At 38.5% G+C, this 22018-nt stretch carries 18 protein-coding genes and 2 pseudogenes; 13 read left to right on the top strand and 7 right to left on the bottom strand.

Translation table 11 applies throughout. The annotated features are described in order from the left end of the window. The first annotated feature begins 54 nt into the window (after nucleotides 1-54). The 6 genes from ndk (at nucleotide 55) to KX581_RS06990 (ending at nucleotide 3448) form a co-directional block, all read left to right on the top strand. Complete coding sequence (ndk, locus tag KX581_RS07015; RefSeq protein ID WP_100966098.1) at nucleotides 55-468, top strand: nucleoside-diphosphate kinase; 414 nt, start codon at nucleotides 55-57, stop codon at nucleotides 466-468. A 24-nt stretch (nucleotides 469-492) separates the two neighbouring features. Beyond that, on the top strand, nucleotides 493-849 hold the full coding sequence (locus tag KX581_RS07010; protein WP_120873152.1) for a DUF177 domain-containing protein: 357 nt from the start codon (nucleotides 493-495) through the stop codon (nucleotides 847-849). A gap of 15 nt (nucleotides 850-864) precedes the next feature. Next, nucleotides 865-1011 (top strand): 50S ribosomal protein L32, encoded by a 147-nt coding sequence (rpmF, locus tag KX581_RS07005; RefSeq protein WP_000290431.1) that lies wholly within the window; start codon nucleotides 865-867, stop codon nucleotides 1009-1011. Nucleotides 1012-1088: 77 nt separating this feature from the next. After that, on the top strand, nucleotides 1089-2108 hold the full coding sequence (gene plsX / locus KX581_RS07000; protein WP_001874891.1) for a phosphate acyltransferase PlsX: 1020 nt from the start codon (nucleotides 1089-1091) through the stop codon (nucleotides 2106-2108). 24 nt (nucleotides 2109-2132) lie between these two features. Then, nucleotides 2133-3125: a ketoacyl-ACP synthase III gene (gene fabH / locus KX581_RS06995; protein WP_231175957.1), complete on the top strand. Its 993-nt coding sequence runs from the start codon at nucleotides 2133-2135 to the stop codon at nucleotides 3123-3125. 20 nt (nucleotides 3126-3145) lie between these two features. Next, nucleotides 3146-3448 carry a hypothetical protein gene (locus tag KX581_RS06990; RefSeq protein ID WP_120981736.1) on the top strand — a complete coding sequence of 101 codons (303 nt, stop codon included), beginning with the start codon at nucleotides 3146-3148 and terminating at the stop codon, nucleotides 3446-3448. A gap of 727 nt (nucleotides 3449-4175) precedes the next feature. Here the strand turns inward: KX581_RS06990 and KX581_RS06985 are convergent. Next, entirely contained in the window at nucleotides 4176-4559 is a 384-nt protein-coding gene (locus KX581_RS06985) for a hypothetical protein (RefSeq protein WP_231175956.1), read from the bottom strand. Between the two features lie 15 nt (nucleotides 4560-4574). After that, a pseudogene (locus tag KX581_RS06980) lies at nucleotides 4575-7680 on the bottom strand (AAA family ATPase). Between KX581_RS06980 and KX581_RS06975 the strand changes: the two are divergent. Continuing rightward, nucleotides 7645-8886 (top strand): Mrp/NBP35 family ATP-binding protein, encoded by a 1242-nt coding sequence (locus KX581_RS06975; protein WP_231175955.1) that lies wholly within the window; start codon nucleotides 7645-7647, stop codon nucleotides 8884-8886. The pseudogene KX581_RS06980 and the gene KX581_RS06975 overlap by 36 nt on opposite strands. A gap of 11 nt (nucleotides 8887-8897) precedes the next feature. Here the strand turns inward: KX581_RS06975 and KX581_RS06970 are convergent, their stop codons facing one another. Continuing rightward, nucleotides 8898-9938, bottom strand: a complete 1041-nt coding sequence (locus KX581_RS06970; protein ID WP_331273837.1) for a glycosyltransferase family 8 protein — start codon at nucleotides 9936-9938, stop codon at nucleotides 8898-8900. Continuing rightward, nucleotides 9925-10080 (bottom strand): annotated as a pseudogene (locus KX581_RS08360) (glycosyltransferase family 8 protein); the annotation flags it as partial. The pseudogene KX581_RS08360 and the gene KX581_RS06970, both read right to left, overlap by 14 nt. A 159-nt stretch (nucleotides 10081-10239) precedes the next feature. On the opposite strand from KX581_RS08360, the gene hofA reads away from it, so the two are divergent. Together hofA and htpG are read left to right on the top strand one after the other, a co-directional pair. Then, nucleotides 10240-11592: an outer membrane beta-barrel protein HofA gene (hofA, locus tag KX581_RS06965; protein ID WP_231175954.1), complete on the top strand. Its 1353-nt coding sequence runs from the start codon at nucleotides 10240-10242 to the stop codon at nucleotides 11590-11592. A 103-nt stretch (nucleotides 11593-11695) separates the two neighbouring features. Beyond that, a complete protein-coding gene (gene htpG, locus KX581_RS06960; protein ID WP_231175953.1) occupies nucleotides 11696-13561 on the top strand; it encodes a molecular chaperone HtpG in 1866 nt (621 codons plus the stop codon). 197 nt (nucleotides 13562-13758) lie between these two features. Here htpG and hcpA read toward each other — a convergent pair whose 3' ends face one another. From hcpA to mnmG, 3 genes are all read right to left on the bottom strand, one after another. After that, a complete protein-coding gene (gene hcpA, locus KX581_RS06955) occupies nucleotides 13759-14511 on the bottom strand; it encodes a Sel1-like repeat protein HcpA (protein WP_220904900.1) in 753 nt (250 codons plus the stop codon). Nucleotides 14512-14971: 460 nt separating this feature from the next. Next, nucleotides 14972-16123, bottom strand: coding sequence for a succinyl-diaminopimelate desuccinylase (gene dapE, locus KX581_RS06950; protein WP_231175952.1), 1152 nt, complete (start codon nucleotides 16121-16123; stop codon nucleotides 14972-14974). 10 nt (nucleotides 16124-16133) lie between these two features. Continuing rightward, complete coding sequence (gene mnmG / locus KX581_RS06945; protein WP_231175951.1) at nucleotides 16134-17999, bottom strand: tRNA uridine-5-carboxymethylaminomethyl(34) synthesis enzyme MnmG; 1866 nt, start codon at nucleotides 17997-17999, stop codon at nucleotides 16134-16136. 95 nt (nucleotides 18000-18094) lie between these two features. On the opposite strand from mnmG, the gene KX581_RS06940 reads away from it, so the two are divergent. From KX581_RS06940 to KX581_RS06925, 4 genes are all read left to right on the top strand, one after another. Then, entirely contained in the window at nucleotides 18095-19753 is a 1659-nt protein-coding gene (locus KX581_RS06940; RefSeq protein ID WP_231175950.1) for an SLC13 family permease, read from the top strand. A 12-nt stretch (nucleotides 19754-19765) separates the two neighbouring features. Then, a complete protein-coding gene (locus KX581_RS06935) occupies nucleotides 19766-20566 on the top strand; it encodes a phosphatidate cytidylyltransferase (RefSeq protein ID WP_231175949.1) in 801 nt (266 codons plus the stop codon). Then, nucleotides 20567-21673, top strand: a complete 1107-nt coding sequence (gene dxr / locus KX581_RS06930) for a 1-deoxy-D-xylulose-5-phosphate reductoisomerase (RefSeq protein ID WP_231175948.1) — start codon at nucleotides 20567-20569, stop codon at nucleotides 21671-21673. Nucleotides 21674-21723: 50 nt separating this feature from the next. Next, nucleotides 21724-22018, top strand: a 295-nt coding sequence (locus tag KX581_RS06925; protein WP_231175947.1) for a beta-1,4-N-acetylgalactosaminyltransferase, incomplete at its 3' end; no start/stop codon positions are given.

Genomic DNA, 22018 nt, shown 5'->3' with positions numbered 1-22018 from the left:
AGGGTAATATTTTAAAAAATTTTTGTATAATCAACAATTCACAAGGAGTTTAAATTGAAACAAAGAACGCTGTCTATTATTAAGCCTGATGCACTTAAGAAAAAAGTGGTAGGCAAAATCATTGATCGCTTTGAGAGTAACGGCTTGGAAGTCATTGCTATGAAACGCTTGCATTTAAGCGTTAAAGACGCTGAAAGCTTTTATGCGATCCACAGAGAGAGACCTTTTTTTAAAGATTTAATAGAATTTATGGTCAGTGGTCCGGTAGTGGTTATGGTTTTAGAGGGCGAAGATGCGGTGGCTAAAAACAGAGATCTTATGGGAGCGACTGATCCCAAACTCGCTCAAAAAGGCACTATCAGAGCGGATTTTGCTGAAAGTATTGACGCTAATGCGGTGCATGGGAGCGATAGCTTGGAAAACGCGCACAATGAAATCGCTTTCTTTTTTGCCGCTAGGGATCTTTAAGATTTAAGGGCGTTTTAAATAAGCATGCAATTTGAAATGCGTAAAATCGCTTTTAATGCACCTAGAGCGTTTTCTTTAGAGCATGAGGGAGTGGTTTTAGAGGGCGAAGTTGTGCGGGTGGGGGCGAAATTGTTCCGCTTGAACGCGCACCTTAAGGGTGAATTGGTGCTTATTTGCGATACAAGCGGTAAAGAGTTTAAAAAAAGCCTTGATGAGTCGTTGGTTTTGCATATTTCAGACGGGTTGTGGGATATGCAAAGCCAAAGTTTGGATTTTGATAATTTAGATGTTATTGAATCTTTCAATGGTTTTATTGATTTGAGCGAAATTTTACGCTCCGAAGTGGAGTCTATCAAATTAGACTACCATTATGCAGATTGAAATGAAGGAGAATTTATGGCAGTACCTGATAGAAGAGTGAGTAAGACAAGAGCGGCAAAAAGGCGCACGCATTATAGCGTTAAGTTGGCTAAACCTGTGAAAGCCAAAGATGGCACTTGGAAGCTTCCCCACCATATTAACAAATTTACTAAAGAATACTAATATAAAAGCTATCTTTAGTGATAGAAAGTATTTTAAAGAATTGCAACGGATTGCAACAAGCCTTTTAAGGACGCATGATGAAAATTGTAATAGACTTAATGGGGGCTGACCATGGGGTTTTACCCATTATTGAGGGAGTCTCAAGGGCTTTAGAGAATAAGAGTTTTAGTGCGGTTTTAGTGGGGGATAAAGACAAAGCAACCCCTTTTATTTCTAAAGAGTTAGCCAGCAAAGTGGAAATGATCCACACGCAAGATTATATTAAAATGGAAGAAGCCGCCACTGAGGCGATTAAGCGTAAGGAATCTTCCATTTACTTAGGCATGGATATTCTAAAAAATGGGGCTGACGCTTTGATTTCAGCGGGGCATAGCGGAGCGACTATGGGATTAGCCACCTTGCGTTTAGGACGCATCAAGGGGGTTGAAAGGCCTGCTATTTGCACTTTGATGCCTAGCGTTGGCAAACGCCCTAGCGTGCTGTTAGACGCAGGAGCGAACACGGATTGCAAGCCTGAATATTTGATTGATTTTGCTCTTATGGGGTATGAATACGCTAAAAGCGTGTTGCATTATGATAGCCCTAAGGTGGGTCTTTTGAGTAATGGCGAAGAAGATATTAAAGGGAACATGCTCGTTAAAGAAACGCATAAAATGCTAAAAGCTTATGACTTCTTTTATGGCAATGTGGAGGGGAGCGATATTTTCAAAGGGGTTGTGGATGTGGTGGTTTGCGATGGCTTTATGGGGAATGTGGTCTTAAAGACAACAGAAGGGGTCGCTAGCGCAATAGGCTCTATTTTTAAAGATGAAATTAAAAGCTCTTTTAAATCTAAAATGGGGGCTTTGATGCTTAAGAATGCGTTTGGTATTTTAAAACAAAAAACCGATTACGCTGAATATGGGGGAGCACCGCTTTTGGGCGTGAATAAAAGCGTGATCATTAGCCATGGCAAGAGCAACGCTAGAGCGGTTGAATGCGCGATTTATCAGGCTATTAGCGCTGTTGAAAGTCAGGTTTGTTTGAGGATTACTCAAGCGTTTGAGAGCTTGAAGCCTAGCGTTTCTGCGCATCAAAGTGATCAGCAAGACGCTTAAAGATGACTATGTTAAGGGGATTGAATGGAATTTTACGCCTCTCTTAAATCCATTGCGATGCATGTTCCAAGCGAGCGTGTGAAAAATGCAGAGTTCCAGCAATTTTTGGATACCAGCGATGAGTGGATAGAAAAAAGGACTGGTATTAAAGAACGCCGTTTCGCTAACGATGAAGAAAAAAGCAGCGATTTAGGGGTAATAGCGGCTAAACAAGCCATAGAGAGAGCGCATTTAACCCCAAAAGACATTGATTTGGTGGTTGTAGCGACCTTAAGCCCTGATTTTTTGGCCATGCCTTCAACCGCTTGCGTGTTGAGCGCGAAATTAGGCATTGAAAACAAGCCGGCGTTTGATATTTCAGCCGCTTGCACGGGTTTTATTTACCTCTTATCGGTGGCTAAGGCTTATGTTGAGAGCGGGATGTATGAAAATGTGCTGATTGTGGGGGCAGAAAAAACGAGCAGCGTGTTGGATTTTAAAGATAGGGGGACTTGTATTTTATTTGGCGATGGGGCTGGGGCGTGCGTGATAGGCAGAACCAAGCGTTTAAAAGAAAGCATTTTAGACGTGCAGATTTCAGCGAACGGGAATTTTTCTAATTATCTTTATACGCCAAGGACTCTAAAACCCACGCCCTTTAACGCTAAAGAAGAAGCTTCAGAGCCTTTTTTGCACATGAAAGGCAATGAAGTGTTTAAACTGGCGGTGAAAACGCTTTTAAAAGATGCGGAAATGATCTTAGAAAAAAACGCTCTCAAACCTGAAGACGTGCGTTTGTTTATCCCGCATCAAGCTAATTTTAGGATCATCCAAGCGGTGCGGGAGCATTTGGATTTTAAAGATGAGCAAGTGTTTTTAACCGTGCATAAATACGGCAACACTTCAGCAGCCAGTATCCCTATGGCCATGTGTGAAGCTTATGAAGAGGGGCGCTTGAAAAAGGGCGATTTAATGCTTCTAGACGCTTTTGGTGGGGGATTGACTTGGGGTTCAGCGTTGGTGTATTTTGGCGGATAAAAAGGATTGAAGGAGTATTGATGAAAAAGGTGATTTTTTTATTTTTAGTGGTGTTGGGAGGGTTAAAGGCACAAAGCAGTTATTGCAGCGATTTTTGCGAAGGTACGCCAGATAGCCGTATCCCTCCTATGGGGTTTCATTTCAGTTTTGTGCATTCAGTGAAATATTACTTGCAAGACCCGCAAGAGCGCGATCACAAGCTTAAAAAATGCCATCAAGCCTTTGATTCGACGCTTAAGGTTAATTTTATCACGAAGTCTTTTAAAAAGGATTGCAAGCATGCACAAATGGCTTTAGAGCAAGCTCAAAAAGGGACTCCATAAAAGGGGTTTCTTTAGGGATTTTATTTCTTATAGCAGAAATTATTTTTAAAGTAAAAGACAAATAAGGATTAGGGGCTAGTAGTTATTTTAATACCTATTGTTATTATTGGGTTAGTATTAACAGCTATTAGAGCTACTATAATGGCATTTAGAGGCGATACTGATGACGATGAAGTTGAGAGTGATGGTTTTTTAGTAGAATATAATTCGTTGAATATCTCGGCTCTATTCTAGTTACTATAATGATATTTTTTCCTTATATAATTGGACCAGTTATCGCTTTAATATTTATCTTATCTGAGCTAGGTTATATAACTTTCTTTAATTTTATAAGATAAATAACTGACTATTATAATAGTCGGTTATACTCATCCTTTTGTTATTTTTTATATTTTTTTTGAACCCAATTCTTCCAATGATTAGTAGCGTCTCAACCAAAAACTCAACCAACAACCAATTGAGAACCTAATATAGAAATTAATATTCTTTAGTCTGTTTTTTTAAAAAAGGGGGCTTTGGTTGCTTTATTTTATGGCAAACTTTTAAAGGGATAGGGGGATATTTTGCGCTTTAATATCCCTTTAACCACCCCAACTAAATCCCCCCTAACCCCATAATACCGCATTACAAGAAATTACCGCTTGCTAAACAAACTTTTTGATATTAAAAAAGTTTTTAGCATTTTTAAACTTCATTACCAACACCCCATTAGAACAAAAACCAAATTTTATTTGGAAAATTTATGGTAATACTCGCCCTTGTCCGTGATGATTTTAACTTCTAACAATTGGTTAGGCTTGCAATCCAAGCGGTAAAATATCTGTTGCGAATACTTTAATTCATGATCAAAGAGTTTTTCTTTTTTAAACTTATCGCCCAATTTGGGTTCTACTTTTTTAGTCGCTTTGCATGAATTTCCCCTATTGACAATAAGGTTTTTAATCACCACCGGTTCGTCGTTCATGGAAGTGATGCTTAAAAGACTAGAGTCCGTCATTTTCCCCATGAGTTTCCCCCCAGTCGCGCGATAATCCAGCTTGAAATCCAAATCCTTTGCCCCCACACAAACACCGCTTATCATCAGCAGGCTTAAACACATTTTTTTAAACATCAAAATCCTTTCACTTTATAATATTTGTGGGGTATTATAATCAAATTTGATATATTCTTTTTTAATCGTTGGGTTATTGCACTCTTTTTTTATCCACTCAAACAATTTTTTAAAATTCTCTTTTGTTTCTTCGCTCATTACATCGTCTTTTTCGCCATACAAAAGCCTTGTTTTGAACGCCATGGCCAATTCCATGTGCTTGTTTTTGGCGTATTTTTTTCTATCGTTTGCGCTGAAACAATCTTCAATTTGTTTGAAATGCCTATCGCAGTCTGAGAGTTGTAGGATTGTGATGAGATCATGCATTTCTTCATTAGCTTTTTTAAATCGTTCGCTCGTTGCGTTTTGGTCAAAATCGCACTTTCTGTCATCATCTGTCAAAACAATAGGGTTGTTGTCTAACTCGCAAAGTTTTTGAATGGTTTCTTTCATATCGTTTGGATTGTTTTTAAGCCCTGAAATGGGTAAGAAAGTGAAAGGAATGGGGTTGTCTTTGTATTCTTTGTAACACAAATACAATTTAAAAGCGCTCAAATAACAATAATCGGTGATACCTTCTACAAAGATGATTCGGTGTTTTTTTGGGTTGTGAAAAACATGCTGACCCACCCCTAAAGAGCGTTTGATTTTATCAAGAGCGTCGGAGTTTCTGCCCGCATCGTCTAGGGGATAGTTAAAGTGATTCTTAATTACAGAGCCTTCTGTTTCTTTTTCCACAATCCTTATTTCATCTAAATGATCCGTATCCACCAAAAAGGGGTCATGGGTGGCTACAACAAAAGTAACATGATTTTTATGAGCGTATTCTTTTAAAAATTTCCTAAACTCCTTCCTGGCTGGCACGCTCAAGTGTGTAGCTGGCTCGTCCATGACATAGATAATATTCTTGTTAAAACTAAAATTTGATCCCACATTGTAGAGAAAACCAAACATGAAATTAAACGCCCATTGGAAGCCGGTGCTTTGCTGGCTTAAGATGATTGGCTCATTTTGATTATCAGATTTTCTGCAATCATGAATTTCAAGTTTTATTTCATAATGCCGTATATTTCTCTCTAGGAAGCTTATTGTTATGTCGGACACGAATTTTCAATTGGTAACTATCTTGAGAACTATCTTCAGCGATCGCTAAAAGCTCATTAAATTCTTTTGCGATTGAAGAATCTATTTTTAATTGCATGTTGTGTTCTAAAATTTCTACAAGACTTACTTCAACCATCAAAGGAGATGCATCATCTTTAGAAAATGTGAGTTGCACCATATCGTTATCGCTATGATACTCACACTTTGGAAAAGGATAATCTGATCGCCTGATCTCTTTTAACAATTCCTGGTTGATTTCTTGCAAGTATTTTTTAGGGATAATAAACGATTTATCAAAACCAAAATAAACTTCTAAATCATTATTCTTATCAAATTTTATTTGTAATGTTCGCTTAGTTTCTAAACTATGCCAAATTATAGTAGGATTAAAATCTATTTTATTAAATAATGATTGAAAGAAGCAATGCGCAAAAAATTGAGAATGAAAATCCTCAAGTGGTTTGATCTTAAGATCACTATCTGTAATTTTTAAGTCTTTACATTCTCTCATATTTGGCACAAATTCATCCAATGAATAATCCTTCAAGGGGAAATTAACTCTGTTTCTTAAACCCTGAAACGCTGTATAAGGGTTACACTCTCGGCAATATTCTGCGAACTCAAAATAGTTTTTGCTTTGTTTGACTTTTTCCTTGTTTGCTTCAAATTTATCTTTGATTTCACCAATATTTTTAGGGAACAAACGAGCGTTGCTTGTTTCATCTAAAGTTTTTATACTCTCCCAAAGAGATATTCTTGCTGATTCAAGAAAATCATTGTATCTGTATTGTTCGATTTCTGAATTGACTAATAAATCTATCTGTTTCAAATAAAATTGGCACATCATGGATTTCATATCTTTAGACGCATCATTAACGGCATGACTTGCTATATATTTTTTGCATATTTGTTCAATATTATCCAGCAAAACATCATAATTAAACTTTAGCACTTTTTGATTTTTGCAGTCATTTTCAATTTCTCGGATCAATCGCTCTTTTTTTCGCTCAAAATCCTCTCTTGTTTTTTCAAGGTATTTTAAAGAATTTTTAATTTTCTTTTTAAGGTTGCCTATATTTAACCGGAATGTTCTAAATTGCTGTTTAAAATTTTCATTGATAGGGTATTTTTCATCTATTTCTTTAATAATGTCCTTCACTTCAGTTTCTGGTGTGAATTTTGTAAAGTCGGTAGTCTTAAAAATTTCATCTAAACTTTTTAGCTTTTTTAAGATGTCTTCATTTTGTGGTTTGATTTCACCTTCACTAAGTTTTTTAAAACAAGAATAAATTTTTTCTAATTGGTTTTGTTTGTGTTTCCCCATGATAAAAAATTCATCTGTGTTGTATTTTTTATTAGGCGTATTGCGCTTTATGATTTCTTTGATGCACTGACAAAAATTTTTAATCCATTCGCTATTACCGCTTACATGTTTGATTAATTCTTTGAAAAGCAGATTGTTGGTTGCATCGGCATATTTGGTTACAAGCTCGCTCAATTTTAATTTTTCTTTGTAAAAATGTAAAAATGATTCTAATGAATTGTAAGAAGCTATAAGATTTATAAAATTATTAACAAAAGTGCAAATATTTGAATAGTCGTTATTGTTAGTGGGAATATAAACGCTGTTGCTGCATTGTTCGCTTAAAGCTTCTACATGTTTTTCAAAAGGATAGCTGATCAGCGTTTTTGATAATTCCTTTAATCCTTCGCTAATTTCTTTAGTTTGGATCTTCAAATCCACGCAAGAAAAGCCTGTGATTTTATGATCAAGGATTGTTTCTTCTTCTAGGCTCAAAACGGCGTCTTCAGATTCATGGGCTTTGAAATAATCATTCTCATTACAGAGTTTGATGTCTGTATCATTAAACGCCTTCAAAGCTTCTAAAACATTGCTCTTACCCACATTGTTTTCCCCCACTAAAACCACCAACCCCCCATGTTTTTCAAAACTTGAATTTAAAAGCAATTCTGCAGGCAAGTTTTTACCCAAATTCCTAAATTGGTGCAATTTCAAAACACGCTTATAAAATTCCATGCCCTATCCTTTTTTAAAAACGCAAATTTAATTTATAATGCAAAATTAAACAAAACATGCTATAAAGAAAATTCAAATACTATCATTTTAAGGATTAAAATGCTCACCCAAGAAGATGTCTTAAACGCGTTAAAAACGATTATTTACCCTAATTTTGAAAAGGATATTGTCAGCTTTGGTTTTGTTAAAAACATCACCTTGCATGACGATCAATTAGGGCTTTTAATAGAAATCCCCTCAAGCTCTGAAGAAACGAGCGCAATTTTAAGGGAAAATATCTCCAAAGCGATGCAAGAAAAGGGCGTGAAAGCTTTGAATTTGGATATTAAAACCCCACCTAAACCGCAAGCCCCAAAGCCCGCCACTAAAAATCTGGCTAAAAATATCAAGCATGTGGTCATGATAAGCTCAGGTAAGGGCGGTGTGGGTAAAAGCACCACCAGCGTGAATTTAAGCATCGCTTTAGCGAATTTAAACCAAAAAGTGGGGCTACTAGACGCTGATGTGTATGGCCCTAATATCCCTAGAATGATGGGCTTGCAAAACGCTGATGTGATCATGGATCCTAGCGGTAAAAAACTCATTCCTTTAAAAGCTTTTGGCGTTTCTGTGATGAGCATGGGGCTTTTGTATGATGAAGGGCAGAGTCTCATTTGGAGAGGGCCCATGCTTATGCGAGCGATTGAGCAGATGCTAAGCGATATTATTTGGGGGGATTTAGATGTGTTGGTGGTGGATATGCCCCCAGGAACAGGCGATGCGCAGCTCACGCTAGCCCAAGCCGTGCCTTTGAGCGCAGGAATCACCGTTACGACTCCTCAAATAGTGAGTTTAGATGACGCTAAACGGAGTTTGGACATGTTTAAGAAATTGCACATTCCTATTGCAGGCATTGTAGAAAATATGGGGAGTTTTGTGTGCGAGCATTGCAAGAAAGAGAGCGAGATTTTTGGCTCAAATTCCATGAGTGAATTATTAGAGGCTTATAACACGCAGATTTTAGCCAAGCTCCCTTTAGAGCCTAAAGTGCGTTTAGGGGGGGATAGGGGTGAACCGATTGTGATTTCTCACCCTAGTAGCGTGAGCGCTAAGATTTTTGAAAAAATGGCAAAGGATTTGAGTGCTTTTTTAGATAAGGTGGAAAGGGAAAAATTAGCCGATAACAAGGACATCCAGCCCACACAAACGCATGCCTGCTCGCATTAGTTAAAAAGGGTTTAAAAAACCCTTTTAATTAACCGTTTCACTTTTTGTTTGGCTTTAAAAAGCAAAAATTCTATAAGGAGTTTAGAAGAAAGCCTGGGCAGAAGAGATTCAAAAGAATGCCGTTTGTCTGAAAAAGACAGGATTTGATTAAGAGAGTGGATTTCTTTATCCTTGTTTTTAATTTCTTTGTCCATGTTTTGAAAGGATTCAAAGAGGTGATCTAAAAAGGGAGCGTTGAAATAGGCGTCTTTAAAAGGCGTTTGGATCAACGCTTCATGCCATTTTTTCGCGCCAATGACGCTTAAGAGTTTCCAGGGTTTATCGCCCCAAAAATGCAGCATGCGTGCTTCTTTAACGCTAGGGAATGAGGGCGTATCAAGGAAACTAGGGTGGGCGTTGTATGAATAAGGCAATTCTAAAATCCTCCTACGGCACACAAAACACAAAGCATCTTGATCGTTAAATAAAAGTTTTTCATTTTTCAAAATGAAAAATGCAATCAATTGGTTTTCCAGATTTTCTTCACGCCATGATTTTAAATTTAAGGCTAAAAACCCGGCGTTAAAGTAGTTGTCAAAAAGGATTTGCGCTTCTTCTAAATTAGGGAAAGCGTTGGCAACGCCGATAGTTTTTGCGTGCATTTGGCGTAATTCGTATAAATCCTTAGCCGAATTCCTGTTCATAGCGATCAAATCTTTTTCCCTCACAGCCCCAAAATAATGCGTTTCAAGGGGGATAAAAAAGCTCTCGCTCATATCATTCACAAACAAAGTGTCCACATCAAACATGATCATCTTATCGTATTGGGGGAAAAGGGAAGCGAAAAAGAAACGGCACATGATCATTTTAGAAAAGCGTTTTTGCGAAAAAGCATTGAGTTTTAAATACAATTTTTTAATTTCACTCGCTATTAAAGCGTCAAGCTTGTAATAATTGTGGCGTGGTTCTAATTCTTTATCGGTAATATCCAAAAACTCTATGCTAGAAAAAGCGCTAAAAGGAGCGATCGTTTCTTCTAATTTGGCTATATTTTCTAGGCTTAAATTCTCCACCAAACAATGGATTTGATAAAAGAGTTTTACTCTCTCTCTCTCTCTCTCGTTTGGCGTGTGCTAGCATGGAATACAAACTCACACCAGCAGGGATGCAATAATTATTATCAAAAGCCACCACAATAGGGATAATCTCTTGCATGCATAATCCTTAAATCTTTAAATTGAACCCGCTAAAAAAGGGGGATTTTTGTCATTTTATCGTTTTTTTTTTTTTTTCAAAACTATAATGAGCGAATAACTTGCGAGTTTGTTTTATGGCATAATATCAGACTTCAATAAAAAGGTGTTTGATAAAAGGGTGCTTAATCAAAAAGTTTGGCTAGGGTTTTTGGCTTTGCATGGGGTTTTCCTCAGTGCTTTTGAGTATCAAATCAGTGCTAGAGTGGGATCGTTTTCGCGCATCGCTTTGAACCAATCAATCATCAATTCCAAAAAAGGGATTTACCCTACAGGGAGTTATGTAACCACTACCGGGGCTTTGCAAATTGATGTTAGTTTGCTCCCTAAAGGGATTGAAAACCACAAATTGGGTTTTGGGGTGGGGGGTGAAATAGGAGCGTTAGCGTATGATTCCACGAAGTTTTTGATTGATGAAGCCAATCCTAAGGCAGGGTTTCAGCCAGCGAACTGGTATTACATGGGGCGATGGGAGGGCTATTTGATGCAATATAGCGAAAAATGGACCAGAGAACAAAAGGCTCAAAACGCCAGACCTTATGTGCTATACAATTTGTATTTAGATTATCAATATAAGGACATTTTTGGGATTAAATTAGGGCGTTACCCCTCTAAAGCTTTGTTTTTGAGCGGGTTTAATCAAGGGTTTGAGGTTTTTTACCGGTGGAAAAAGTTTAAGATAGTGTGGTTTAGCACCTTTGGGAGGGCTTTAGCCAATGAGCAATACATTAGGGATTTTTACACTCCTGTCAATTACAAGCAAAAAATCAACTACGGCATGCACAATTTCAACCTTATTTATGAAAATAAATACATTAGAGTTGCGCCTTTTATTTGGTTTTACCCTAAGAATTTTAACGCTCCTGGATTTGAAATCACCCATGACACAAAGTCTTATTGGAAATCTCTTTGGCGCATCCAAACGACTTTTTACGCATGGTTTCCCCTTTATAGCGATTATTTGTCTAAAGATTATTACAGAGCCGCTTTAGTGGGTAAAAAAAGCGCGAGTTTGTTTGTGTTTCAAAGAGTGAATTTCCGCTCTTATCGTTTTGGCTGGAGCGTGTATAAGAATTTTGGGAACGCGAGCGTTCAATTAGGCTGGAACGGCTCACCCATTGATCCTTTTTACGACACTAAAGATGACACCCCTTATGAAGACGCTTATTCCAATTTTTACAACGCTAATTCCATCACCATTAACGCTTTTATAGGGAAGAGCATTAAGAATCTTTTGGTGCAATTGTATGGTAAATTGACCTATTCCCCAAGGGCTGATGCGCAAAGCTTAGGGGTTACTTTTAAATATAACCTTAAAAAACATATCTATTTCATGCTAATGGTTAATGGCTATCAAATCACGATGCATAAGGGTTATAAGGTAGGGTTTTTTACAAGCGGTTACAACCCTGATTTCGCTCAAACCATTCAAAATAGAAGCTATTTGATGAGCTCTATGAGTTATCGTTTTTAAAAAATTAAACATTCTTTTATGTTATTTTTTAAGCCATAGTATCCCCCTTTTAAGCGCGCTTTTATTGTATAATCTTAAAAATTTTATTAAAGGAAAAAGTTCAATGTCTAACCAAGAATACACCTTCCAAACTGAAATCAACCAGCTTTTGGATTTGATGATCCACTCTTTGTATTCTAATAAAGAGATTTTTTTAAGGGAGTTGATTTCTAACGCAAGCGACGCTTTGGATAAGCTGAATTATTTGATGCTAACCGATGAGAAATTAAAAGGGCTCAATACCACGCCTAGCATTCATTTGAGTTTTGATAGCCAGAAAAAAACCTTAACGATTAAAGATAATGGTATAGGCATGGATAAAAGCGATCTGATTGAGCATCTAGGCACGATCGCTAAATCAGGCACGAAGAGTTTTTTAAGCGCTTTGAGTGGGGATAAGAAAAAAGATAGCACACTGATTGGCCAGTTTGGCGTGGGCTTTTATTCGGCGTTCATGGTAGCGAGTAAGATTGTCGTTCAAACCAAAAAAGTTACCAGCGAGCAAGCTTATGCATGGGTGAGCGATGGTAAGGGCAAGTTTGAAATCAGCGAATGCGTCAAAGAGGAGCAAGGCACAGAAATCACCCTCTTTTTAAAAGATGAAGATTCTCATTTTGCGAGCCGTTGGGAGATTGATGGCATTGTTAAAAAGTATTCTGAGCATATCCCTTTCCCTATTTTTCTAACTTACACCGATACGAAATTTGAGGGCGAAGGGGATAACAAAAAAGAAGTTAAAGAAGAAAAATGCGAGCAAATCAATCAAGCGAGCGCTTTATGGAAAATGAATAAGAGCGAGTTGAAAGACAAGGATTACAAAGAGTTTTACCAATCGTTTGCGCATGATAACAGCGAGCCTTTGAGCTATATCCATAATAAAGTGGAAGGCTCTTTAGAATACACAACGCTTTTTTATATTCCTAGCAGAGCGCCCTTTGATTTGTTTAGGGTGGATTATAAAAGCGGGGTCAAACTTTATGTTAAAAGGGTGTTTATCACTGATGATGACAAAGAATTGCTGCCGTCTTATTTGAGGTTTGTTAAAGGCGTGATTGACAGCGAAGATTTGCCCTTGAATGTGAGCCGTGAAATCTTACAGCAGAATAAGATTTTAGCCAATATCCGTTCGGCTTCAGTGAAAAAGATTTTAAGCGAGATTGAACGCTTGAGTAAGGATAACAAGAATTACCATAAATTCTATGAGCCTTTTGGGAAAGTGTTAAAAGAAGGCTTGTATGGGGATTTTGAAAACAAAGAAAAGCTTTTAGAATTGTTGAGATTCTATTCTAAAGACAAAGGAGAATTGATTTCTTTAAAAGAATACAAAGAAAATTTAAAAGAAAATCAAAAAAGCATTTACTACCTTTTAGGCGAAAATTTAGACTTACTAAAAGCGTCCCCCATTTTGGAAAAATACGCTCAAAAAGGCTATGACGTTTTGTTATTGAGCGATGAAATTGATGCGTTTGTGATGCCAGGCGTGAATGAATACGATAAAACGCCTTTTAGAGACGCTAGCCATAGCGAGAGTTTGAAAGAGCTTGGTTTGGAAGAAATCCATGATGAGGTAAAAGATCAGTTTAAAGATTTGATGAAAGCGTTTGAAGAAAATCTTAAAGATGAGATTAAGGGCGTAGAGCTTTCTAATCATCTCACTTCAGCGGTGGCTTTAATAGGCCATGAACCAAATGCGATGATGGCTAATTTTATGCGTCAAATGGGGCAAAGCGTGCCTGAAAGCAAGAAAACTTTAGAATTAAACCCTAATCATGCGATTTTGCAAAAACTCTTAAAATGCGAAGATAAAGAGCAGTTGAGTGCTTTTATCTGGTTGCTTTATGATGGGGCGAAGCTTTTAGAAAAAGGGGCTTTAAAAGACGCTAAAAGTTTTAATGAGCGTTTAAATAGCGTGCTGTTGAAAGCGTTGTAGGAAAAAACCCTTTTTAAGGGTTTGAATAAAAATGCTTAAATCTTTCAAACACCAATCTAAAAACGGCAATGAATGGGTGCGATAAACGCTTTTTATGATCATTAAAAATGATTATTCTGTAGGGTTTATGCTTTCCTTAAAATATTAAAAAGCGTAAAAGCCAGCTAAACGCAGCCTTTAGCTTAACTTCATTAAAATTAAAGTTCTATTTTCAATTCCTTGAGAGCGTCGCATGCTTCTTTAACGCCTGATTTGCAACCTTTTTTAAAGTTTTCTACCGCTTGCTTTTCGTCTTTTGCTGTGCCTTGGGCGTTGTATTGCATAACCCCTAAATTATAACACCCCCTACCATCTTTTAACTCGCATGCTTTAGAGTAACGAACGATAGCCTCCTTAAAATTTTTTGCTACACCATACATGTATCCTGCATTAATGCACCCGGGGCTGTCTTTTAAATCGCAAGCTTTTTCATACAAATCAAGAGCCTTTCTTAAATCCTTAGGCGTGCCTACGCCATAATGGTGTAGGCTTCCTAAGACCGTACACCCTTCAGCATGGTTTAATTCACAAGCTTTAGAGTAGTATTGTGAGGCTTTTTTGGCATCTTTAGAAACGCCTTGTCCGTTGTAGTATAAATTTCCTAGTAGGCGGCACCCATAACCATCATTTAATTCACAACCTTTAGTGTAAAATTGGATGGCTTTTTTCAAGTCTTTTCCCACTCCTTTCCCTTCTTCATAAAACGCCCCTAAAAAAACACACCCAAAACCTTCTTTTAACTCACACGCTTTTTCAAAATGCGTTTTAGCTTGAGCGAAATCTTGCTTCTTTGCGCTCTCTATGCCTAAATTAACAAGCTCTTTAGCGTCTGGCTCTGCCATTAACCCTCTCAAACACAACGCGCCCAAACACAAGACTCCAAAAAGGGTTTTTCGAACACTTTCTAGCATGATATATTTCCTATTATAAAAAATGTAATCCTTTATGATTGTAACCAAATATTGACGATTGAAGCCTTATTGAACCTTTATTGATGAGATGAAGAAAAAAATTATTTTTCTTTTAACTGCGTGTTGTTTGAGCCTAATTGCTATGCTAAAAGGGATACTTCTAAAGATAGGGCTTAAAAGAGTTTGTTTTAAAAAGCTTGATTGAGCCACCCCCTTTAAGAGTGGCTTGGTAAAAGCCCTTAAGAATTTTAATATTGAAAAGGTGAAAAAATGTAAAAACCGCAAAAAGGGCGAAGAGATTGTAGCAAGCTTTGGTTATTTTGTCAGCATGACCCCACTCCTATAAAGGCTATGATAAATGGATACTAGCACATGCTAAAGCTTGAGTTGGTTTGGTGGTTTTTGCCAGCGAAAAAGGCGTTGGTATTAAAAATAAAACCTTTACGCCAAAACTCCCCATTCATTTCTCACTCAAATCCTCTAAAACCCCCAAAAACACCTTTTCTAAAAGCTCTAATTCCTTCAAGCTTACTCTTTCATCAACGGCATGGATCCTGTCATTAATAACGCCAAATTCCACCACTTCTATGCCGTGAGCGCTAAAAAATCGTGCATCGCTCGTGCCGCCTTTGGTGTTTAAAAGGGGGGTGGTGTGGCATGTCTTTAAAATATTTTCTTTTAAAACGCTAGTAAGCTTTGAATGAGAAGCCGTGATGAAAGGCGAACTGCTTGATTCTAATTCTAAAGTGTGAGGCAAATCTTTTAAAACCTTTTCTAAATATTCTTTCAAACTTTCTTTGGTGGTTTTTAAAGAATGGCGTGCATTAAAGATCATTTCTACGCTCCCTGGAGTCACATTATTAGCCCCTAACCCTGCATGCAAGTTGGTGATGACTAATTTTGAAGGGTCAAAACACTCATCACCATTGTCTAAATGGACTCCTGAAATTAAGGGCAAAACCGAAGCGAGCGTATCAATAGGGTTTTGGCATTTTTGCGGGTAAGCCACATGCCCTTGAACGCCTTTTAAAATGAGTTTGCCATTAATGGAGCCTCTTCGGCCAATTTTGATGCTATCGCCTAGGACTTTTTCACAAGTGGGTTCAGCCACAATCGCCATATGGGGCAGCAAATCTTTTTCTTTGAGTTTTTTTAGCATGAGTTTTGTGCCAAAAATCCCTGGCCCTTCTTCATCGCTCGTGAGTAAAATAGAAAGCAAAAAAGGGGTTTTAGGGTTAAAATTTAAACTCGCGCTCAAAAACGCCCCCACGCCCCCTTTCATGTCTTGCGCCCCACGGCCGTATAAAAACCCCTCTTTAATGATGGGTTTAAAGGGATCGCTTTGCCAATTATCTCCAGGAGGCACGACATCAATATGCCCTGCAAAGCAAAAATGCAAGGGCTTGATATTTTCTTTTGCATGCTTTTCTTCTGCATGATCTTTGGGGGGGTTAAAAATGCGGTATAAAAAAAGGTTTTTCACGCCATTTTTTTCACACTCTAGGGTTTTAAAAGTGGGAAAAAGCGATTTAATGTATTCAAAAATACCGCATTCTTTGGGCGTAATGGTGGGGTAGCTGATGAGTTTTTGGGTGATTTCTAAAGCGTTCATTAAAAATCCTTTAAGAGTTTTTTCGCAAATGGATATACAAATGCAAAACGTCTAAATTCGCCGGGGTGATCCCACTGATTTCTGAGGCTTCAAAAAGGCTTTTGGGGCGGAATTTTTCTAATTTTTCTACCGCTTCTAAGCTAAGGCCTGGAATGCCTTTAAACACAAAATCTTTAGGGATAGACACTTTGAGCATGCTATCCATTTTAGCGATATTTTCGTGTTGCTTTTCAATATAAATATTATACTTGCATTCAATTTTAATCTGCTCTAAAACCCGCTCATTCAAGGGGGCTAAAAAGCTGAAAAAGGAGCGCATTTTTTCTGCATTAAAACTATCGCGTGCTAAAAGGCTAACGCCATCAACCTTGTCATTGATAGGGTTTTCATCTAATTCGTTTAGGCGTTTTAACACTTCTTTACTAGGGGTAAGGACGCATTCTTTAAGGCGTTTCAAGTTTTCTTGTATTGCTTGTTGGTCTTTTTTTAATCCCTTATAAAAATCTTCTTCCATAAGCCCTAAATTATAGGCATGTTCGCCCAACCTAAAAAGCGTGTTGTCTTCTCTTAAAAGCAAGCGGTATTCGGCACGGCTAGTAAACATTCTGTAAGGCTCATTCGTGCCTTTAGTAACCAAATCATCAATCAAAACGCCGATATAAGCTTCATTGCGCTTTAAAATAAAGGGGGCTTGATTCTTTAGAGCCAATACCGCATTAATCCCAGCCATAAGCCCTTGAGCCGCCGCTTCTTCATAGCCGGTAGTCCCATTGATTTGCCCGGCCAAATAAAGCCCTTTGATTTTTTTGGTTTCTAAAGTGTGGGTCAATTCCGTGGGCTGGATAAAATCATATTCTATCGCATAGCCATAACGCGTGATGAGGGCGTTTTCTAAGCCTTTGATAGAATGAATGACCTTTTCTTGCACATCTAGGGGCAAAGAGGTGCTTAAGCCGTTGATATAATATTCGCTTTTGTGAATGGTTTGAGGCTCTAAAAACAGCTGGTGGCGTTCTTTTTCGCTGAAGCGGTTGATTTTATCTTCAATGCTAGGGCAATACCTTGGGCCTATGCCTTCAATTTGGCCGCTAAATAGGGGGGCTCGGTGGAAATTATCCCTAATGATTTGGTGGGTAATAGGGTTAGTGTAAGTGATAAAACATGAGAGTTGGGTGGGGTTAAAATCTTTGGTTTTATAGCTGAAATAGGGAGGGTTTGTGTCCCCAAAATGCTCTTCTAAGCCTTCAAAATCAATGCTATTACCCGCCACTCTTGGGCAAGTGCCGGTTTTTAACCTTTCCACCTTAAAGCCAAGCTCCCTTAAATTCAAGGCTAAAGAATTGGAAGCGTTTTCCCCAAAGCGCCCGTTTTGGTTTTGGTGCTCGCCAATATGCACCACCCCTTTTAAAAAAGTGCCTGTGGTGATGATCACTTTTTTAGCTCTGTAAGTGTTGTTAATGTTCGTAGTTACGCCCACTACCTCATCGTTTTCAAGGATTAAACTTTCGGTCATTTCTTGAGAGACGCTCAAATTAGGGGTGTTTAAAACGAGGTTTCTTGCCAAAATGCGGTAAGTATCCATATCAATTTGTGCTCTAGTCCCCCTAACCGCCGGTCCTTTAGAAGCGTTTAACACACGATATTGCAAACCGCTATGATCCGTAATAATCCCCATAGCCCCCCCTAAAATATCCACTTCTTTAGTCAAATGCCCTTTACCCAAGCCCCCAATGGCCGGATTACAGCTCGCTAAACCGATCGTGTCTATGAGCATGGTGATTAAATGCACTCTAGCCCCCATTTTAGCCGCAATCAAGCTCGCTTCAATGCCTGCATGCCCCCCACCAACCACTAAAATATCACTTTCTTTTACCACTCTTTTTCCTATTTTGATATGATTTTTCTAAAATCTTAGTTTTGAAAAAGTTTTATTGTAGCATGTAGGTTAGTAATTTTAAAGGGTAAAATAAAATGGAAAATCATTCGCATGCCAATACGCATACCGATACGCACACCGATGATAAAAGCACTAAGATCGTGCGCTTGTTGGGGTTAATAGGGGGAGCGTTAATCGCGCTTATCATCTATTACGCTTTAAACGCTCAAATGCCTCATATTGTAGAAGAAATCCCCAAGCTCAGTTCCTTAAATTATAAGGCGATGCCTGTTGTGGCGGGGGTGGCTGTTTTAATGGGGATATGGTGGATGACTGAAGCCATTGATTTGCCCGCAACTGCGCTTTTACCTTTGGTGCTTTTTAGCGTCTTTAGCGTGGATCAATTCGCTCATATTAGCTCTTCTTACGCATCGCCCATTATCTTTCTTTTTATGGGAGGGTTTATTTTAGCTTTAAGCATGCAAAAATGGAATTTGCACACGCGCATCGCTTTAAGCATTATTTTATTAGTAGGCACAAGTCCTAGGAGGTTGATTTTAGGTTTCATGATAGCTACAGGCTTTTTGTCTATGTGGGTGAGCAATACCGCAACGGCGGTGATGATGTTTCCTGTTGGCATGAGCGTTTTGCAATTAGTCGCTAAACTGGTGGGTAAAGAAAACGCCTCTAATGCATTCTATCAAAAAGAAGAAATCACCAAAGCGCATGGGGGTATTATGGGCAATATCGTGCATAAGGGCAAAGATATTACCCAAGTCATTCAAGAAAAGACTACTATCTATCGCACGAATTTCAGTATTTGCTTGATGCTTGGCATCGCTTATGCGGCTTCTATTGGCTCTTTAGGCACTTTGATTGGCACGCCGCCTAACGCTTTATTAGCCGGCTATATGAAAACCGCTTTCAATATTGAAATTGATTTCGCTCAGTGGATGGTGTTTGGAACACCGTTAGCCTTTATCATGCTCATTTTAGCGTGGCTCTTGCTCACTTATGCGATTTTCCCTTTAAAGATTAAAGAAATCCCAGGGGGTAAGGAAGTCATTAGGGCAGAGTTAAAAAAATTAGGCCGTTTGAGTTGGGCGGAAATCTCTGTGGGCGTTATTTTTATTTTAGCGTCTTTAGGGTGGATTTTTTTAGATACGATTTTAAAATCTTGGGGTGTTAAGATAGATAAAATTGATTCCGTGATCGCTATGGGGGTTTCTGCGCTTTTATTCATCTTGCCCGCTAATAATCAGGGCGATAGGCTCATTGATTGGGGTGCTGCTAAAAAACTCCCTTGGGATGTGTTGCTTTTATTTGGCGGCGGGTTAGCCTTGAGCGCGCAATTTTCTAAAACCGGGTTGAGTTTGTGGATCGGGCATTTAGTCTCTGGCTTTTCGCATTTACCGATTTTATTCATTATTTCCATGGTAACTTTAATAGTCATTTTTTTAACCGAAATCACTTCTAACACCGCCACCGCTGCGGCGTTTTTACCGGTGATTGGAGGGGTTGCTGTGGGCATGGGTTATGAAAATCATCAGAGCTTGTTATTGACCATTCCTGTAGCCTTGAGCGCGACTTGCGCGTTCATGCTCCCTGTAGCCACCCCACCCAATGCGATAGCTTATGGCTCTGGGTATGTTAAAATAACGGATATGATTAAAGCCGGTTTGTGGCTTAATTTGGTGGGCGTTGTTTTGATTAGTGCATTTAGCTATTTTTTGGTTTCGTTAATATTTAATTGATTAAGGAAAAAAGTGAAAGAAGGGTTATTTAAAGAAAAGTCTCGTTACATTACAGGGTTTGTTTTAATCGTTGTAGCAGGCTTGATTTTGTATGCGGACAATTTGTTGTTGTTTTGGGCGGTTTTAGGGGGGATTTATGCGGTAGGGTTTTCTGAAGCGTTAAGACTATTTCAAGTTAAAGCGAGCTTTAGCTTGTATCTCATTTTAGTGTTGTCATGGGTGGCGGCGTATTTTAACGGGCGCCCTATAGAATGCGCTCTTATTAGTGCCATGGTCATGGCTAGCATCATCGCTTATCAGAAAACGCACCATAGCGAAGCCATTTTACCCTTTTTATACCCGGGCGTTGGGTTTTTTGCGCTTTTTGGGGTTTATAAGGATTTTGGTGCAGTAGCGATCATTTGGCTTTTAGTCGTGGTGGTTGCAAGCGATGTGGGGGCGTTTTTTGGAGGCAAGCTTTTAGGCAAAACCTCTTTCACGCCCACTTCGCCAAATAAAACCTTAGAGGGTGCGTTGATTGGCGTTGTTTTGGCGAGCGTTTTAGGATCGTTTGTGGGCATGGGGAAATTGAGCGGGGGCTTTCTTATGGCGCTTCTATTTAGTTTTTTAATCGCACTTATGGCGGTGTTTGGGGATTTGTATGAAAGCTATTTGAAAAGAAAAGTTGGGATCAAAGATAGCGGTAAGATTTTACCCGGGCATGGGGGCGTTTTAGACCGATTGGATTCCATGCTTTTTGGGGCTTTAGGCTTGCATGCGTTGTTGTATTTTTTAGAAGTTTGGAAAGAAACGGCGGTGTTTTTAGGGGACTGAATGGTTGTTTTAGGAAGCACCGGCTCTATTGGGAAAAACGCCTTAAAAATCGCAAAAAAATTTGGTGTAGAAATAGAAGCCTTAAGCTGTGGGAAAAATATCGCTTTAATCAATGAGCAAATCCAAGTTTTCAAACCCAAAAAAGTAGCGATTTTAGATCCTAATGATTTGAATGATTTAGAGCCTTTGGGTGCGAAAGTGTTTGTAGGGCTAGAGGGCATTGATGCGATGATAGAGGAGTGCGTTTCCAATTTAGTCCTTAACGCTATTGTGGGCGTGGCAGGATTGAAAGCGAGCTTTAAAAGCTTACAAAGGAACAAAAAACTAGCCCTAGCGAATAAAGAGAGTTTGGTGAGCGCGGGGCATTTATTAGACATTTCCAAAATCACGCCTATTGATAGCGAGCATTTTGGTTTGTGGGCGTTGTTGCAAAACAAGACTTTAAAGCCTAAATCTTTAATCATTAGCGCGAGTGGGGGGGCTTTTAGGGACACGCCTTTAGAATTTATTCCTATTCAAAACGCGCAAAACGCGCTCAAGCACCCTAATTGGAGCATGGGATCTAAAATCACCATTGATTCAGCGAGCATGGTCAATAAGCTTTTTGAAATTTTAGAAACTTATTGGCTTTTTGGGGCGTCTTTAAAGATTGATGCACTGATTGAAAGAAGCTCTATCGTGCATGCTTTGGTGGAGTTTGAAGATAACTCTGTCATCGCGCATTTAGCGAGCGCGGACATGAAATTACCCATAAGCTATGCGATCGATCCGAAGTTGGCCTCTTTGAATGCGTCTATCAAGCCACTAGATCTATACGCTTTAAGCGCGATTAAATTTGAACCCATTAGCATGGAGCGCTACACTTTGTGGCGTTATAAAGATTTGTTGCTAGAAAACCCCAAGCTTGGTGTGGTGCTGAATGCGAGCAATGAGGTGGCAATGGAGAAGTTTTTAAATCAAGAGATCGCTTTTGGTGGCCTTATCAAAACCATTTCTCAAGCCTTAGAATCATACGCTAAAATGCCTTTCAAGCTCTCTAGTTTAGAAGAAGTGCTGGCGTTAGATAAGGAAGTTAGGGAGCGTTTTAAAAATGTAGCGGGAGTGTAGTATAATGAGATTTTGCTTTTAATAGCGTTTTATTTCAATTAGGAGTTTTTATGGGGTTAAAAAATAAAATCAAGGGTTTTATTAAAGAGAGAATGCCTTTTGTGGTCAGATGTGTTTGCAGTTTAAAAGGGGCCAAAAACATTGATGATGAAATCAATCATGAAATTAAGGAAATGTTAGAGGCTAAAAAACTCCATTCTCTTCAAGAAAAAGCTTTATTCAACCATGACCATCAAGAAAGCGTGTTTTTAGCTATCGCTTCTTTAAATTTAAATAATGAAAGTTTCATTGAACGCAATAAGAGTATTTATAAAAATAGTTCTCTTAATTATAATTATGGGGGGG

This window comes from Helicobacter pylori, from assembly GCF_021062735.1.
Classification (GTDB): domain Bacteria; phylum Campylobacterota; class Campylobacteria; order Campylobacterales; family Helicobacteraceae; genus Helicobacter; species Helicobacter pylori_DN.
Note: the sequence above shows the minus strand (reverse complement) of the source record. Positions and strands in the feature narration are given on the sequence as shown.